The organism is Lentzea sp. NPDC004789 (assembly GCF_053601075.1).
Genome location: NZ_JBSGBE010000003.1, coordinates 508,899 through 524,942, shown reverse-complemented (window position 1 = coordinate 524,942; position 16,044 = coordinate 508,899). Strand labels below are relative to the sequence as shown.

Here is a 16,044-nt window from a genome sequence, read left to right as displayed (position 1 = left end):
AGCGTGTGAGGTCGGCCTCAGGTGTAACGCGCTACCGCGGCGCGGTCCTGCGCCGCATCGCCGCACCGGCGAGCACGAGCAGCCCGCCGAAGAGGACGAGGCCGAGCACGCTCACGCCGGTGTTCGCGAGCGCGGCGGTGTTCTTGATCTTCTTCACGGTGGTGGTGGTGCCGCCACCGCCGGGAGCGCCCACGCCCATCGGGTCGGCGACGTCAGGCCCGGGTTCGACCCAGATCCACGACGGGTAGTCGCGGCCGCGGACGTTGCCGAAGCCCTCGCCCTCCTGCCACATCTCGTCCATGACCCGCCACGGTCCGACCACCACCGGCCGGTACGGGCCGACCGCCAGGTCCGGGAAGACCCACTTGCCGTCGGCGTCCGTGGTGGTGCTCGCGACCGGCTGGGCGGTGTCGGGGTCGAGCAGCACCAGCTTCACGTTCGGCACCGGCTGCTGGTCCGGGTACTGGCCGGTGACGACCAGGCCGCGGAACGTCTGCGTCGCACCGGGCACCCTGGTCCGCGCGCTCACCCAGGGGTTGCCGAAGTTGCCTTCCGGGCCGAACGAGCAGCTGAGTCCGATGAAGCCGTAGTCCGGCGCCACCGCGGGCATCGGGGCCGTGACGCGGTGGGTGTAGGTCGCACCGACCGCGACCTCCACACCGGGTCCGCCGGTCTTCAGCGCACCCCAGCCATCGGTGTCGTTGCCGATGTAGTTGCCGAATGAGCCACCGCAGTCCGCCTTGACCAGGATCGGCTTGTCGGTGTTGTTCGTGATCGTCGCGGTGACGCCGACCGCGGCACCCGCCGGGTAGGACGGCTGGTCGAACTTCAGCGTCGCTTTCAGCTTGTCCGACAGCGGCCGGACCAGCCGGACCACGACGGTGCCCTCGTCACCGGGGTTCACCACGGCGCCCTGCCGCGGGTCGGTGTTGCTGTACGCCTCGATCCAGCCGGACTCGCGGTCGTACTCGTCCGACGCGCTGTAGCTGCCCGCGGGCACGCTGGTGAAGCGGACCCGGCCGGACGCGTCGGTCCTGCCGTTCAGGTTCACCCACGGCCTGCCGCCGCCGAGGCGCACCTTGCGGTTCGCGAGTTCCTCGCCCGCGTCCGGCTTCCCGTTCAGGTTGAGGTCGCCGTAGACGAAGACCTCGGCCGAGCCGGTGCCCCAGCCGACCGTCGCCCGCGCCTCGGCCTTGTTGTTCTCCTGGTTCGGGTCGCCCGACTGCGTGCCGACCTCGGCGGTGAACCGCACCGTGCGGAGCTTCTCCGGGTCCATGCCGCCGTCGCGTGCCTTGGCGACCAGGGTGACCTGCTCGCTCTCACCCGGCCACAGCTCGATCGGGGTGTCCACGAACCTGCGGTACTGCTGGTAGTCGAAGTACGGCTGTTCCTCGTTGTACGGGTTGCGCCAGTCACCCCGCGCGGGGCTCTTGCCGGTGCCCACGTTCTCGACCTTGAGCGTCATGCGCACCGGGTCGGAGATGTCGTAGTGCTCCTTGTCGAAGCTGACCGAGACCTTCAGGTCAGGGGCGAAGACCGTCGGGTCCTTCACCTCCGGACCGGCCTCGACGTCGAGGTCCACGCTGACGTCCTGGTCACCGACGACGTCGACGAGCCGCTGGGTGCTGCCGTCGGCGAACCGCCAGCGGCCGACGACCTTCAGCGCGATCTTGCCCTGCGGCACGCCCGAGATCGACCACTTGCCGGTGATGTCGTAGGTCTGGCCGTCGCCCACGATCCGGTTGTTCGCCGCGTTGAACGCGACGACCTTGACCGGCGGCGTGCTGACGGGCGAACCGTTGCTCAGCACCCGCCCGGACACCCGGCCGATGGTGCCGGCGACGTCGGCGCCGACGGTGAGACCGGGGTCCGCGACACCGGGCCTGCCGATCCACTCGGTCCGGCCGTCGATGTTGCGGCCGTCGACGCTGAACAGGCAGGCGAAGTACACCTTGCCGGTCGGGTAGTCGACGTCGGGCACGACGTCGGTGACCGTGACGGCCTTCGTCTCACCGGGCGCGATCGTGATGCCGCCGCGGTCCGGCCGCAGCTCGCCCCAGCCCTCGCCGGTGCCGTCGAGCGTCGCCGGGTCGTTCTCCGGGTCGCACACCGCGACCAGCTTGGAGATCGGCGCCGTGCCGAAGTTCTTCAGGCTGACGGTCACCGAGATCGGGTCGCCCTTGGCGTACCTGGTCTTGTCGAAGGTGGCCCCGGAGACCTGCAGCGAACGGGACAGCGCCGGTCCGACCTGGAGTGCGACCTCGGTGCTCTCGCCGTTCTTCACGACGATGAACTGGCCGGGTTTGACCGCGATCCGGTCGGAGTTGTACCCGCTGGACATCCGGGCCTGGTAGGTGCCGGCGGGGACCTCCCAGATCGAGAACTTCCCGTCGTAGACGGTGAACGTCGAACCGGGGAAGTCGGGGCCACCGGTCAGCTTGAGCTGCTGGTAGTTGGTCAGGCCCTCGCCGGGGTCGGCGACGCCGTTGCCGTTCTTGTCCTCGTACACGACGCCGGACAGGCGACCCACGGTCTTGACGATCTTCGTCTCGGCCCGCGCCTGGTTGTCGCTCGGCGTCTTGTCGGTGACGCCTTCGACGTAGGCCCGCACGGTGATCTCGACCCTGTCACCGACCTGCGACTCGGTCGTGGCACCGAGCTTGATCGTCTTCGACTCGCCGGGCGCCAGGCTCGGGCGGGAGACCAGCTCGTCGACGCCGGTGGTCAGGTACATCGAGAAGAGCTCGCTCGCGAACCGGATCTGGTTCGCGGGCGCGTCACCGGCGTTGCGGACGGTCACCGTGAGGCCGAGCGGCTGGCCCTGGGAGTACTCGGGGCGGTCGAACCGCACGGAGAGCTGGAGGTCCGGCGCGGCCTGCTCGGTCTGGACCTTCTTCTCGTCCGGCTTCGCGGGCTCGACCGTCGCGGCAGGTGGGGCGACGGGCGTGGCCGGGCCGGACGGCTCGGTCGACGACGACGGCGTGGGCTCAGGAGTGCTCGACGACGGTGGTGGTGGCGTTGTCGTCGTTGTCGTTGTCGTTTCCGTCGCCGTGGCGGTCGACGACGACGAGGTCGGCGTCGGCGTGGCGCTCGTCGGGTCTTCCTGTGCGAGCGCGGTGGACGCTCCGCCGAGCGTCAGGACCGCGGCCGTGGCGAGAGCGGTGAATCTGAGCAGGCCTCTTCTGGCCGGTCTGTCGGACATCGGGTTCCCCAGGAGTAGTGCGAATGAGATCAGGAAGTCCTGCGGCGGCCGGCGACGCGAGCGCCGAGGCCGAACGCGACGAGGAGCACGGCGAGCACGCCCAGTCCGAGCACGCTGGCCCCCGTCTTGGCGAGCGCACCACCCGTGCCACCACCGGCGGTGGCGACCGGTTCGCCGGTGCCGCGATCACCGGGCTTGGGCTCCGGTGCCGGGCCCGGCACGACCGGGAAGTCGTAGTTCCCCACGGTGTCACCGAAGACCTGCACGTGGCCGCCGTACTCGCCCTCGAACCGCCACGGCCCGTCGACCCACGCCCAGAAGTCACCCGGCGGAACCTGGTCGAAGCGCACGTTGCCCTGCGCGTCCGAGACCGTCTCGGCGACGGTGAGGCCGTCCTCCTTGTCGGTGAGCAGCAGGATGCGGGTGTCGGCGATGGTCTCGCCAGGGTCGACCTTGTGGTTGTTGTTGCGGTCGTAGTAGAGCGGGCCCGTGAGCCCACCGGTGCCGCCGGGCACGCTGGCCCAGTCGAAGCCGTACGGACCGTCGTCGTTGGAGCCGGCGTTCGGCGCGAAGTCGCAGGCCACGATCACCCGGCGACTGCTGCGGGCCGCCTTGGGCACCTTCTCGGTGGCGACGATCGTCTTCGTCTCGCCGGGGCCGAGCGTCACGCCCTTGCTCCAGTAGCTGAGGTCGCCCCAGCCGGTCATCGGGTCCTCGGCGCTGCCGCCGAGCTGGTTGGGGTCGCCGATCCGGTTGCACGCCGCCTTGATGCCGCTGACCTCGCGGTTGCCGGTGTTCGTCAGCTTGACGGTGATCTTGGCGATCTCACCGATCGCGTAGCTGGCCTTGTCGAGCACCACGCTCGCCCTGAGCGTCTCGCGGTACGGACGTTCCGCCCGTGCCGTGAGCTGGACGGCCGCGCCGGGCTGCACCCGGCTCTGCGGGGCGTCGCCCTCGACGTGCACGATCCACCCGTCGGCCAGCGTGTACCTGACCGTGTAGTCCCCGGACGGGATGTCCTTGAACGAGAAGCGGCCGAAGGCGTCCGTGGTCGTCTTGAAGTACCCGTAGGGCGCGCCGCCGTTGGCCTCGACCACGACGCCCGCCGCGGCCTCGCCCGCGTCCTGCTGCCCGTTGGCGTTGCCGTCGGTGTAGACGACGCCGGCGACGTCGCCCTTGGTCTGTACGACCTCGACCTCACCGTGGTAGCCGGACTGGTGCGGGTTGGGCCGGCCGAGGTAGGCGAAGCTGCCCCAGACCACCAGCCTGCCGTTGTCGATCTGGCGCATCTTGCCGGTGACCTCGAACGTGCGGGACTCGCCGGCGGGGATCTGGATGCCCGGACCGTCGGCGCGGAAGTCGCCCCACTGCTCGGCCGGGATGTCCAGTTCGCTGACCGACCAGTCGAGACGGGCCTGCTCGGCAGTCTGCCCGCCGACGTTCGTGACGGTCATCCACATGCGCACCGTCTCGTGCGACTCGTAGCGGTCCTTGTCGAACTTCACCGTGCCGCGCAGGTCCGCGGGCTTCAGGTACTTGAGGATCCGGTAGCCGAACCCGGCCTGGTCGGTGATGTGCACCAGGTCCTGACCGGCGTCGCGGAACGCCCACCCGCCGAGCACCACGGCCCGGTAGTCGCCGACGCCCAGACCGGTGAACTCGATCTTCCCGGTCTCGTCGCTGCGCCCCGCGGCGACCTGCGCGCCGGTCTGCGGGTGCAGCAGGACGACCTCCGCGCCTTGGACGGCCTCGGCGGGGTCGATGCGCGAGTCGGCGTTCCAGTCGTAGCCCACCACCATCGTGTAGCCGCCGGTGCCACCCGTGACGGCAGCCTCGTCGTGCACGGACGGCCCGTCGGTGTTCCAGCTGGAGAGCGGGGCGAAGTCGCAGTTCAGCGCCACCGAGCCCCTCTCGCGGGCGGCGGCCGGGATCTCCTCGACGATGAAGATCGTGCGCTGCTCACCGGCCTCCAGCGCGAGCCCGTTGCCCTTGAGCACGTTCCACCCGTCGGCGCGGCCGAGCGCGTTCGCGGCGTCCTCGCGGTTGCAGGCGGCCTGGAGGCCGCTGATCCGGTGGTCGGTGGTGTTGGTGAGGTTCAGCTTGATCGTCGCGTTCGCCGGATGGCGGTAGCTCTCGCGGTCGAGCGTCGCGGTCACCCTGAGCTGCTCGGAGAAGGGCCGCTCGGCGCGTGCCGTCACCTCGGTCGTGGTGTTCGCGGCGACGGTGATCAGGTCACCACCGGCCTTCGTGTGGTGGAAGACCCAGCCGTCGGCCAGCTCGTAGGTCGGCTGGTAGGCGCCGGGCGCGAGGTCGTGGAAGACGAACCGGCCCTCGTCGTCGCTGATCGCCGTGTGCTCGGAGCCGTCCCCGCCACCGAAGATCGTGACCTTGCCCGTGATGGCCTCTCCGAGGTCCTTCTGCCCGTTGCCGTTCTTGTCGGCGTAGAGGACACCGCTCACGTCACCGGTGGTCTTCTGCACGGGAGGCGGCGCGGCACTCGGCGTCTCCGCGGGAGTGCTCGCGGGCTCCTCCTGCGCGAACGCCGCAGCCGAACCGAACGCCATCACCGCGGCGGCGGCCAGTGCACCGAACCTGAGCAGAGCGCGCGGCACCGATCTCTCGGACAACAGAATCCCCCAAAGACCCCGTGACAAATCCCGTCTGGCGACGTCAGAGCCCCCGCACCCGCCCGCAAGACGTCCGAAAAGTACCGCACGCACACTGCTCGCGGAAGCGTCAAGAGGTCACGAAAAAACGTTCAGGATTTTCCGCGCGCGAAGGCAACCGAGGGGCCGGGAAAGGCGTGAGCACAGCGCCGACAACTGTGCCCCGGTGGCATGCTGGGCGCGTGACACCGGAGGACCTCGCCCACCTGCGCCGGGCACGCGACCTGATGGACCGCGACTACGCCCAGCCGCTGAACGTCCCCGCGATGGCCCGCGCCGCCCTGATGTCCCCGTCGCACTTCGCCCGCCAGTTCCGCGCGGCCTACGGCGAAACCCCGTACGGCTACCTCATGACCCGACGAATCGAGCGCGCCAAGGCGTTGCTGCGCCTGGGCACCCTCTCGGTCACCGAGGTCTGCGTCGAGGTCGGCTGCACCTCGCTCGGCTCCTTCTCGGCCCGCTTCACCGAACTGGTCGGCGAAACCCCGTCCGCCTACCGCGCACGCTCCCACACCGCACTGGCCGCAGTGCCGGGATGCCACCTGAAGGGCCTGACCAGACCGAGCAGGTTTCGAGAAGCGTCGCGCCCGCGGCGTCCCTAGGGTCGCTTCCCATGAAGCTCTCGCACACGTTCCTCTTCGTCCACGACCAGGACACCGCCCTGAAGTTCTACCGCGACGTCATCGGCCTCGAAGTCCGCACCGACGAGACCGTCGAGGACTACCGCTGGCTGACCGTGGCCCCGGCAGGCCAGCCGGACCTGGAGATCGGCCTGGCACTCATCGGCCCACCCGTCCCACCCACCGACCACGAAGCCCTGAACGCGTTGCTGGCCAAGGGATCCCTGCACGGCCTCATCTTCGAGGTCGACGACGTGGACACCAAGTTCGAACAGGTCCGCGCGGCCGGCGGCGAAGTCCTGCAAGAACCGATCGACCAGTTCTACGGCGTCCGCGACTGCGCATTCCGCGACCCGTCCGGCAACATGATCCGCTTCTCAAGCCCCCGCGCCACCGAGCGGTAGAACCACTTCTCGGCTACGGGAGCAGCCGCCGAACGCGCTCGCTCGACGACCGGGCTGTTGTTCTTCGGGTTCAGGGGGCTTGCGGAGTTCACGAGACAGGAGCACCACGTCTGGCGGTCGCCTCTGCATCAATGTGCGGGCTCCAGGACTTCGGCAAACGCGACACCGCAACAACGACGAGGTTTATCTGATCAGCGCTCGCAATGAGGAAAACCAGTCCCAATGCAGGTCACCACGTCCGGACTGGAATGGCGTTGACCACCTGGGGGAACTCGGCAACATCCGCTTCTCAAGCCCCCGCGCCGAGCGGTGAACCCCGAGGGCGAAGCCCCGAAGGGGGTCCGGGGCGCAGCCCCGGCTGGGGGTCTGGGGGCTCGGCCCCCAGAAGGCACCTGGAGCGAGGCGCGGTCGACGCTCTCCGTCGACACACGTCACCCATGAGCGGAAGCGGAGGGATTTGAACCCCCGGACGGTTGCCCGTCTCCCGCTTTCAAGGCTGCATCCGGCTGTCCAGGCGTGTTCGGGGTAGTCCGCGGCTGTCGGTGTTGCCTGGTCAGGGGTGCTGTCCCGTCCCAACCCGTCCCGGACCGTTGCTACACCCGTAGCTACACCTCGAACTGGTCGCTGTCCTTGTTGCTGTCCCGTCCCGCTGGCTTCTCTCAGTGGGGCGACTTTGGCGTGTCCGGTGGCCGTCGTCGCGAAGCGTTGGCGGCCGTCGATCGCCGTGCCCGGCTCGGTCAGGCCTTGGATCGCGCGATCGTCCTGGAGCTTGGGCGCTGGGAGCTCCTGGGTGTCGCCGTCGGCGGCGCGCTGCCGTGGATGGACGCCGGCCGCGCCGCACGGCCGACGGGCGGAGCGAAGCGGGAGCCCGGCGTGCCGGGATGGATGGGGAGCCGGTGCCAACGTGACAGGCCCCGTGCGCGCCGCCGTCGGCGGCGCGCCTTGATCCCATAGAGCCAAGTTCTGCAAAACAATGGCTATGGTTCAGTGCATGCCTGAGGCGCGAACGAACTACGTAGAGACGTACTGGTCCGGCGTCGTCCAGCGACTTCAGGCCGAGGTTGACGTTCTAAATCGGCTTGTGCCACACAGGGGAGAGCAAGGACGGGCCAACGAACTGACTTTGGCTCGACTGGTCGAGTCGCTACTGCCAGCGGACGTGGGAGTTGGAACAGGCATAGTAATCGACTCAACCAACAAGGCAAGTAAGCAAATCGACATCATCATCTATGATCGCGCGAGTCAGCCGCAGATTCTTGGCCAAACAACCCAGCTGCTGTTCCCAGTAGAGACTGTATTCATGGCGATCGAAGTGAAGACCACTTTGAGTGAAGAGGAGCTACAAACGTGCTCCGCGAGCAAGAAGGCTCTCGACTCGCTGAAGTCAACAACTGAAGGCTCGAAGCCTGGATACTTTCTCATGGGTTACGCGGCAAGCCTGCTCCCGCAGGCCCTCATGGATAAGGTCTCCAAGATCCCCGAAGAGATGAGACCAGATCTCCTTTGTGTCCTGAATCCCGGCCTTATTGCAGGAAAGGGCCTCACGGCTGGAGATCCGGGCGCTGGAACTGGCGCGTACACGGCCGGACTGACGCCTCTCCATAAACTCGACGGTGACGGCGCCCGGCGCGCTATGGAGTGGAGCGAACTTGAAGAACACGAGAAGGGCAGCAAGAAAGTAGTGCGCAACGGGTTTACATACCCTGTCACCGCACTTTCACAAAGCGACAGGAGTAGGTACATCTGCGAGCCTGGACGTGCACTGCTTCTCTTCTGTGAGCAACTTCTCGCTTTCCTCAGCGAGCGAAGCTCTGTTAGTAAGCCATTTCTGCAAAACTACTTGACCGGAACCGCACGGGATCTTCGGCTGCTCACCATCAAGCAGCCATGATGTCAAGCAGTCCTTCGGTGTCCAGGAATTGCATCAGAGTCACCGATTGCAGACCCAGCGCCGAGCACGCTTCCAATAGACTCGCGCGAACAGGGTGAGAACGACGATCCTCGGTGACTACAAAAGGTTCCGAGCCATTTTGGTCACGAAGTTGCAGTGCGAGCGCCGCAACAAACAGCGGGACTGACTCTTCGTCGTCGTCAGGATCTGCAATATTTTCGCACGCATCCAACACTACGACCTGGTACTCGGCGTCTGGGGCGATGATACGTCGACCTACCGAAATTGCTTTCACCCAGGTGTGAACCGGCTCGCCCTCGGCGTACTCCTTACACTCACGAACTACAGGAGCCGGGAAGTTCAACCGAGAGGCATGCACCATATCCGTCATGGAGTCGAAAACGAGGTTCAGTCGCGCTGGCAAGCAAGGGACTCGCTGCAGTTCAATCAGTGCATGCGAATCAATCACATAAATAGGCTGCTCGGTCAACCTACTCAGCTCCTGCGAGCAGACTGACAAGTTCTTTCAGTTGACTGCCGTTGACTTCGAGATGCTTGCGTACGTCAATCTCACTTACGATTCCAGACCGATAGCAGTCCAGAAGAAGCTTAGGGTAGAGCGTGCCATACTGGCGCAACCTCACAACAGGCGTGGTTTGCCCACCTCTGCCCCAAGCGCTCCCGTCCTCCTTCTTCCAACCTTCCGCACGGACGTATTCATACAGTGCGAAATCGGCCAGGTTCAAAGCCCACAAACGAAGAGCAACGCTCAGGTAACTAACCTTATAGTGCTCCGAAAGCTTTCCAATCGAGTCAATGTCCTTTGGCCCGACATAGCTTAGGCGAAGGACGCTCTTGACGTACCACCACAGATCATCGGCGGGCATCAGAAATGCAGCAGCGAACCTGTCACACCAACGTTCATGCGCTTCATCGGATGAGTCGCAAACTGCCTGCTCGCGGAACATGAGATGTGCAAGTTCGTGAAGGAGCGTAAAAGATCGCGCGGAAGCGATTTGCCCTTGCCCGTTTACCGCAATCAACGGCACCGCGTTGTCGTAGAGCGAAAATCCACGGCACGAATTGACGCCCATAGACAGCTGAAGGACGAGAATGCCGTGCTGCTCTAGCCGAAGCCTAATATCTTTGGTTACCGCAGATTTATTCGCGGCACCTAACTGATCCTTAACCGTCCAGTTCAGCCAACCTCGGGCAACCTCTGCAGACAACTCTGGTGAACTTCCAGGTTGAGGCAGGTTAGGCGGAGTGAAATCCACCTTCTGAGCTGCGGCCCACCGGGCGATTTTTTGACGCCTTTGAGCTTTGCGTATTTCGAGGCGCTCTACGGGCGTAGGTTCTCGTCGGCCGGTTGCGCCGTACGGAATACGCAGTGAAACCCTTGTCTCCGCCTGAACGGGAACGCGTGGCCGCAGAAGAAAGGATGGAGACCGATGAAGAGCCTTAGCAAGATCATTGAACTTGGTCTTGCTCGGCTTCGAATCGCCGTTGATCCAGTCTTCTAGCTCGGCTGGCGGGACGTTCACCTGGCCGGCGAGTTGATCTAGCCGCAGTCCTGACTGGTCCAGCGCCCACTGCAGCACCTCTCCGTTGATTGGCACATACTGTGTGGGCATGTCGCAATGGTAACTAGCAGTGCTCGCCACACCAGGCTAGTGCACCCGTTTGGAGTACTATTTTGGGTCGGTTCGTGACCTGACCGTTGTCATGCGTGCTGAGCGAGCCAGTTCATCGCACTTTGGTGGAATTCTGTTACGACCAGCTCTGGATGCGCTGAGGACAATATTGCGATCTTGGCTGGTTTGTTCGCGTAGCCGATCACGGGTACAGATGATGCGCTTGCGGCAATGACGTCGGTGTCCGAGTCGCCCACAAGAAGACACTGCGCGGCCCCAACCCGGAGGCCGGTGAGCACTTCGTGCATGAGATGCGGGTGCGGCTTCAGCAGGCGGGGGTCAGGTGCCCTGCGGCCAGAAACATAAGCGATGCATCCAGCAAGATCGTGACGTCCAAGGTAGGTCTCAACAGCGCGGCTGCTGTTGTTACTGACGATGGCTGCCAGTCGCCCGCTGCGGTGCCACGCCCGCACAAGATCATGAGCCCATGGTGTTGGCTCGGCGGTGGCTACTGCCTCGACCTCGTGTGCAGTGAGCGCAGCCTCAACGAACCGGCCATGGTCTTCTCCCAATGTCGCCGCGTACCTGAAGACCTCGAAGGGATCATCTTCCTTCGCGATGCGAGGCGGCAGCTCCAGATCCCACCCATCCTTAAGGACGTCGCGAAGTTGATCCGCAACTACCGGAGCTGGAAAGCCTGCAAACACCGAGCACACTGGTCCATCGAAATCGAGGAGCAGAACATCTGCATCACTTAGCAGCCTCGCCAAGATCGCGGGCTCATCGCACGGCGTGCTCTCATTCGTCACCGTGCGTACTCCGTCGAAACTGTCTGCCACATGGAGTCGAACCACATGCGTGCCTGCTCGACGTACTGACTGCCGGTACTGGTGTCGTCATCGGTGACGCTGTGGTGGAAGAGGATCGCTTCCTTTCCCACTAGGTCGTAGATCGGCTTAGGTTCGCCGTCGAAGCGGATCACGTGCTCGCGCACTGGGTAGAAGCCGAAGAAGGCTTCCTCGTTGTTGAGCAGGTAGAGCTTGAATAGCGGTGCGGCGCGGTGGGCCTTGATCTCGACAGAGACGTCCTTGACCAAGCCGAGGTCGCCGAGCTCCTGGACGCTGTCCACGATCGCGAGGGTGTGGCGCCGCATGATCTCGTCCATGCGCTTGCGGAAGCCTGGGCTGTCCTGCAGGTCCTCGACCTGGCACGGGATCGCCCACGGCTGAGACGTGTCCGGGACGAGCATGCGGATGTTGATCGAGGCGGGTGTCAGCCGGCCGATTCGGATCTTGTCCAGCGGTTCCTGCATGACGCCTTGCAGTGTCTCGCCGGAGAAGCCGGCAAAGTCGATGGTGACGTGCTCAGCCTCGAAGGCGCGCTCGATGTGCGGACGCAGACCGACCGGGCGCTCAGTGCGCTCGCGGACGAAGACGCCGCTGCCCTGTCGGGAGACGATCAGGCCTTCATCGCGCAGCTCGCGTAGCGCGTTCTGCACCGTCATCGGCGCGACTTCGTACTTCTTCGCCAGTTCGGCGCGCGAAGGCAGCTTGTCGCCGGCCTTGAAGACCTTCGTCAGGATTGCTGCACGCAGAGCGTTCGCTACCTGCACGTATGGCGGGCGCGGGTCGTCCGGGTCCAGTGCCATGACTTCCTCTCGGTCTTGAGCTCCACCAGGTTCCTGCTGGAGCTGGCCCGCACTAGTGCGCGAACACCTGTCGGTGCGCTAGTGCGTCCTAGAACAGTCTAGAGCGACTTGTCTAGCCCGCCTAGGGAGCTAGCTCACCTGCGGAAACGTCAGCCTGCTTGACTTGGCTAGACAACCTAGCTAGCTTATAACTTGCCTAGGTCGTACAGGCGACCTAGCGAGGCTAGGGAGGTTGTCATGGCGGTCCCGTACGGCACGCGCTTCGAAGCTGCGTTTGACCAGGTCTTTCCGATGGGTGCGCTGATGGTGGGTGAGGTCGCTCCGGACATGGAGTACATGAGTCAGGAGGACAAGGCCCGCGGTAAGCAGGCCAAGCAGAAGATCGACGAACGCTCGGGCAAGCGGCAGTGGAAGGTCGTCGTCACCGACCCGTCGGCGGAGAAGGAGCGGGACGCGTCGGTCACCGTGACCGTGCTCGCGGACGCCCAGCCCGTCCCACCGCACGCGGTGCAGGTAATGCCCGGCGTCGAAGTTCGGCCGGTCGCGTTCGAGGGGCTGACGGTCGAGCCGCGCGTCATGGGTGACCGATTCAAGTACCAGGGCTTCACGATCCGGGCTACGGGCTTCGCCTCGCCGCAGGTCGGCACGCCACCGAAGCGCGAGAGCAAGCCTACTGGTCAGCAGGGTCAGAGCGAGCAGAAGACGGCGGCCTGACGGTGGCGCGGCCGTCGCGGGAGACGGTCGCCCGCTGGAACACCGCGTACGCAGAGCAGACGGCGGCGCTGTTCGCCGCTTCCAGCATCGGGGATGCACGGGCAGTGCTCCGTCTCGCTCTCGGATATTCGGCAGTGGCGCAGGCATGGCGGATCTTGGCCGCTGACCTGGCGGTGCCCCTATGGGCTCGGCATGCCTGCTCGATTGCGGCAGAGGAATTCGAACGCCGGGCGCGGGTCGAGCAGTCGAGGGTTGCCTTGGCTGATCAGGACGAGGAATGAGCATGGCGAAGTCGGAGCAGTGGGTGCCTGCGCAGGAGGCTCGCACGCTGATGGAGGCGCATGACGTCGTGGGCAAGCTGATGCCTGCGCCGAACGCCTCGCCCAAGGTGATGCGGGACTTCTACCGGCGCTCCGCGGCTGTGTACGCCCGGATCGCTGAGGTGGATCGGGCGCACCACCACGAAGCGATCTACTGGGCCAACCGCGAGCGAGAGAAGGCGGAAGCGATCGATCGGGAGCTTGACGGCAACAGGTCGTCGAAGGCCTAGACAGTCCTATTTAGACGAGCGCATGACTCTGCGGGGTCATGTGGCGATGCCGCATGTCTTTTTGCGGCACAAGGGAAACGTGGGCGCAGAAGCGGAAACCGGCTACCAACCATGCCGCTCCTGCGCTTGTCCATCCAACGTGGGAGTGAACGATGATGAGCGTAGAGCCTGGGCGTACCTGTGCGCCAGACAAGGCCCTGAAACAACAACGCTGGGATCGGCTGATCGCCAGCAAACAGACTGTTTCGACGTTCGCCGTGATGCTGGAGAACGGGGAACTCGCCAGCCTCGACCTCACGCAGGCACAGGCTGAAGGCTTCGAGTGCCTGTCCTGCAAGCGTCAGTGCGGTACTGGTCGGGACGCGTCCCGGCCTGTGGGTCGCATCCCGGGCGCAGGACGTCCGGACGTTCATCACGCGACTACGCCACGACTGCCAGTGCTGCGCGGAGAAGATCGACGCCAACCGGCCGAAGGACGCTCAGCGCTGCTGCGCCAAGGGCAAGTGCTGCAAGACGGTGCTGTCCGACCGGACCATTCAGCAGATCCACGCCGTCCTGCGGAACGCCCTGGCTCACGCGATGCGGGAGGAAGTCATCCCGCGGAACGTGGCCAAGCTTGTGCAGGTCAAATCGCCTCGGTACGACGTCAACCGAGGCCTGACCGCCGATCAGGCGAAGGCCTTGCTCAAGGCGGCGGAAAACGACCGGCTGAAGGCGCTGTACGTCCTGGCGCTCTACCTCGGAATGCGGCGAGGTGAATTGCTCGGCCTGAGGTGGAAGGACATCGACTGGGACGGGTGGGACGAGCCGTGTCAGGAGCATGCGGACGAGTTCTGTGAGGACTGTGCGGAGCAGCACTTCCCCACGTTGCAGATCCGGCAGACGCTTCAACGGGTCGGCACGAAGCTCGTGTTCGTCCCGCCGAAGACGGATCGATCGGAGCGGGTCATGCCGCTACCGCTCCTCGTTGCCTGGGCGCTGGTCGACCACTGGGACCTCCAGGACGACGAAGCGGACGCGGCGGGCGACAAGTGGGAGGAGTCAGGATTGATCTTCACCACGCTTACCGGTGGGCCGATCGATCCGACCTACCTCCGGGCCAGTTGGTATCCGATCCGGGAGCGGGCGGGCCTGGACAGCGTGCGCTTCCATGACATCCGCCACTCGTGCGTGACGCTGCTCCTGAGGCTGGGAGTGCCGCCGCACATCGTCCGGGACATCGTCGGCCACTCGAACATCGAAGTGACGATGATGATCTATGCATCCGTGTCTCTAGAGGACAAGCGAGAGGCCTTAAGTAAGTTGGGCGATCTACTGGGCTAGTAGCGCTAGCCACGATGCGCAAAATGCCTCAGACTGATTGGATGACAGAATCAGACCGTCGCTCACCACAAATTTACTCAAGGCTACCCGTCCTGCAATGGCGATGGGTTGGGCTGGTAGGACTGCTCACTCTTGCAGTCACGGGCGGCGGCCTGTTTGTCCTTCTTAAGTACACGCAAGCACTCGGCGATGTCGAACGCGCTCGGGCCAACCTTGACGCTATTCGCACAGCTCTCAGCCTTGCCATCGGAACAGGCGGAGCTTTCGCGCTTTGGCTCACAGCACGGAAGCAGAGATCAACCGAGATACAGATCGTTGAGAGTTCTCGTATCGCAGAAGAGACCAAGAGGCACCAAGAGAGGATTGCCGAGTCAAGCGAGTTCGACACCAGGGAACGGCGCATAACCGACCTGTACACAAAAGCGGTTGAGCAGCTTGGGTCAGAGAAAGCCCCTGTGCGCCTTGGCGGCCTATATGCACTCGAGCGTCTCGCTCATGGAAACGCCGATCATTGCCAGACGATCATCAACATCCTGTGCGCGTATCTTCGGATGCCCTACCACCTGCCTGTGGATACAGAGCCGAACTACTACCAGTCAGCACCCCCTTCGATACTGGAAGGAAAGACAAAAGATGAGCTGTATCCGTACGAGGAGTTGCAGGTTCGCTTAACCGCACAAAGGATTCTGCAAAGCCTACTCCGCGCTGACGAATCCCACCCCTTGAATACGTGTGATTGCAAAGATGTGTATGACATAAGCTTGAGAGGTGCGGTACTTGTCGGGCTAGAACTACGCAGGTGTCACATCGGTCGAGCGGATTTCGCGCACGCCAAGTTTGTTTCGACGCCACATATCCGTGAGACGGTATTTCGCCGAGACGTATGGTTCTATGAGGCAGACTTTGATATCGCCATTGACCTCGAAGCATCGACCTTTCTCGATCAGGTGGCTTTCACGAGGTGCCTAGTGCCCGGCACACTATGGGCTCACCAAGCTCGCTTCGAGGGTACTTTTGCATTTATTGGCGTTACACTAGGAAGTCTGGCCACCTTCACTGAAGCATCCTTCGGTGGAGATGTCGAGTTTGATGATTGCACGCTAACCACTGATCATTACGGCGAATTCAAGATGGCAGAAGAAGGTTGGCCATCGCCCGGATTCGACTTCAGCGAAGCAAGATTAAAAACTCGACCCGGGCAAGTTACGAGTTGGCCTAACGGCTGGCGAGCGTGCCCTGGTTCAGGAGACGAGACTGAAATCGTCCGCAGCGAGGGCCAGTCATCAGGACGCGAAACTTAGCCGGGTCAGGATCACCTTGTGCGACCGAGCCGTTGCTACACCCGTTGCTACACCAGAGGAGGTGTGACCAGCCTCAACGGCCGGTCACACC

General features: G+C 64.4%; 13 protein-coding genes. 7 read left to right on the top strand and 6 right to left on the bottom strand.

Annotated features, from left to right (window positions below; genetic code table 11):
- Positions 1-31 precede the first annotated feature (31 nt).
- Positions 32-3,202, bottom strand: a complete 3,171-nt coding sequence (locus ACWEIJ_RS10205) for a hypothetical protein (protein ID WP_449836813.1) — start codon at positions 3,200-3,202, stop codon at positions 32-34.
- Positions 3,203-3,231: 29 nt separating this feature from the next.
- Positions 3,232-5,829: an SdrD B-like domain-containing protein gene (locus ACWEIJ_RS10200; protein WP_449836812.1), complete on the bottom strand. Its 2,598-nt coding sequence runs from the start codon at positions 5,827-5,829 to the stop codon at positions 3,232-3,234.
- A 221-nt stretch (positions 5,830-6,050) separates the two neighbouring features.
- Between ACWEIJ_RS10200 and ACWEIJ_RS10195 the strand changes: the two genes are divergently transcribed.
- From ACWEIJ_RS10195 to ACWEIJ_RS10185, 3 genes are all read left to right on the top strand, one after another.
- Complete coding sequence (locus ACWEIJ_RS10195) at positions 6,051-6,470, top strand: helix-turn-helix transcriptional regulator (protein ID WP_449836811.1); 420 nt, start codon at positions 6,051-6,053, stop codon at positions 6,468-6,470.
- An 11-nt stretch (positions 6,471-6,481) separates the two neighbouring features.
- Positions 6,482-6,892: a VOC family protein gene (locus ACWEIJ_RS10190; RefSeq protein ID WP_449836810.1), complete on the top strand. Its 411-nt coding sequence runs from the start codon at positions 6,482-6,484 to the stop codon at positions 6,890-6,892.
- Positions 6,893-7,883: 991 nt separating this feature from the next.
- Entirely contained in the window at positions 7,884-8,783 is a 900-nt protein-coding gene (locus ACWEIJ_RS10185; RefSeq protein WP_449836809.1) for a DUF6602 domain-containing protein, read from the top strand.
- Here ACWEIJ_RS10185 and ACWEIJ_RS10180 read toward each other — a convergent pair.
- The 4 genes from ACWEIJ_RS10180 to ACWEIJ_RS10165 all read right to left on the bottom strand — a co-directional run bounded on the left by ACWEIJ_RS10180 (position 8,770) and on the right by ACWEIJ_RS10165 (position 12,065).
- Entirely contained in the window at positions 8,770-9,273 is a 504-nt protein-coding gene (locus ACWEIJ_RS10180; RefSeq protein WP_449836808.1) for a DUF4411 family protein, read from the bottom strand. The two genes, ACWEIJ_RS10185 and ACWEIJ_RS10180, sit on opposite strands and share 14 nt — an antisense overlap.
- A gap of 1 nt (position 9,274) precedes the next feature.
- Positions 9,275-10,417, bottom strand: a complete 1,143-nt coding sequence (locus tag ACWEIJ_RS10175) for an ImmA/IrrE family metallo-endopeptidase (RefSeq protein WP_449836807.1) — start codon at positions 10,415-10,417, stop codon at positions 9,275-9,277.
- An 89-nt stretch (positions 10,418-10,506) separates the two neighbouring features.
- On the bottom strand, positions 10,507-11,226 hold the full coding sequence (locus ACWEIJ_RS10170; RefSeq protein WP_449836806.1) for an HAD family hydrolase: 720 nt from the start codon (positions 11,224-11,226) through the stop codon (positions 10,507-10,509).
- Entirely contained in the window at positions 11,223-12,065 is an 843-nt protein-coding gene (locus tag ACWEIJ_RS10165) for a GntR family transcriptional regulator (RefSeq protein ID WP_449836805.1), read from the bottom strand. Before ACWEIJ_RS10165 ends, ACWEIJ_RS10170 begins: the two co-directional genes overlap by 4 nt.
- 237 nt (positions 12,066-12,302) lie before the next feature.
- On the opposite strand from ACWEIJ_RS10165, the gene ACWEIJ_RS10160 reads away from it, so the two are divergent.
- The 4 genes from ACWEIJ_RS10160 to ACWEIJ_RS10145 all read left to right on the top strand — a co-directional run bounded on the left by ACWEIJ_RS10160 (position 12,303) and on the right by ACWEIJ_RS10145 (position 15,953).
- Positions 12,303-12,779: a hypothetical protein gene (locus tag ACWEIJ_RS10160; RefSeq protein WP_449836804.1), complete on the top strand. Its 477-nt coding sequence runs from the start codon at positions 12,303-12,305 to the stop codon at positions 12,777-12,779.
- 283 nt (positions 12,780-13,062) lie between these two features.
- Entirely contained in the window at positions 13,063-13,329 is a 267-nt protein-coding gene (locus ACWEIJ_RS10155) for an AMED_5909 family protein (RefSeq protein ID WP_449836803.1), read from the top strand.
- 516 nt (positions 13,330-13,845) lie between these two features.
- Positions 13,846-14,652 (top strand): tyrosine-type recombinase/integrase, encoded by an 807-nt coding sequence (locus ACWEIJ_RS10150; RefSeq protein ID WP_449836802.1) that lies wholly within the window; start codon positions 13,846-13,848, stop codon positions 14,650-14,652.
- A 41-nt stretch (positions 14,653-14,693) separates the two neighbouring features.
- On the top strand, positions 14,694-15,953 hold the full coding sequence (locus tag ACWEIJ_RS10145) for a pentapeptide repeat-containing protein (RefSeq protein ID WP_449836801.1): 1,260 nt from the start codon (positions 14,694-14,696) through the stop codon (positions 15,951-15,953).
- Positions 15,954-16,044 lie beyond the last annotated feature (91 nt).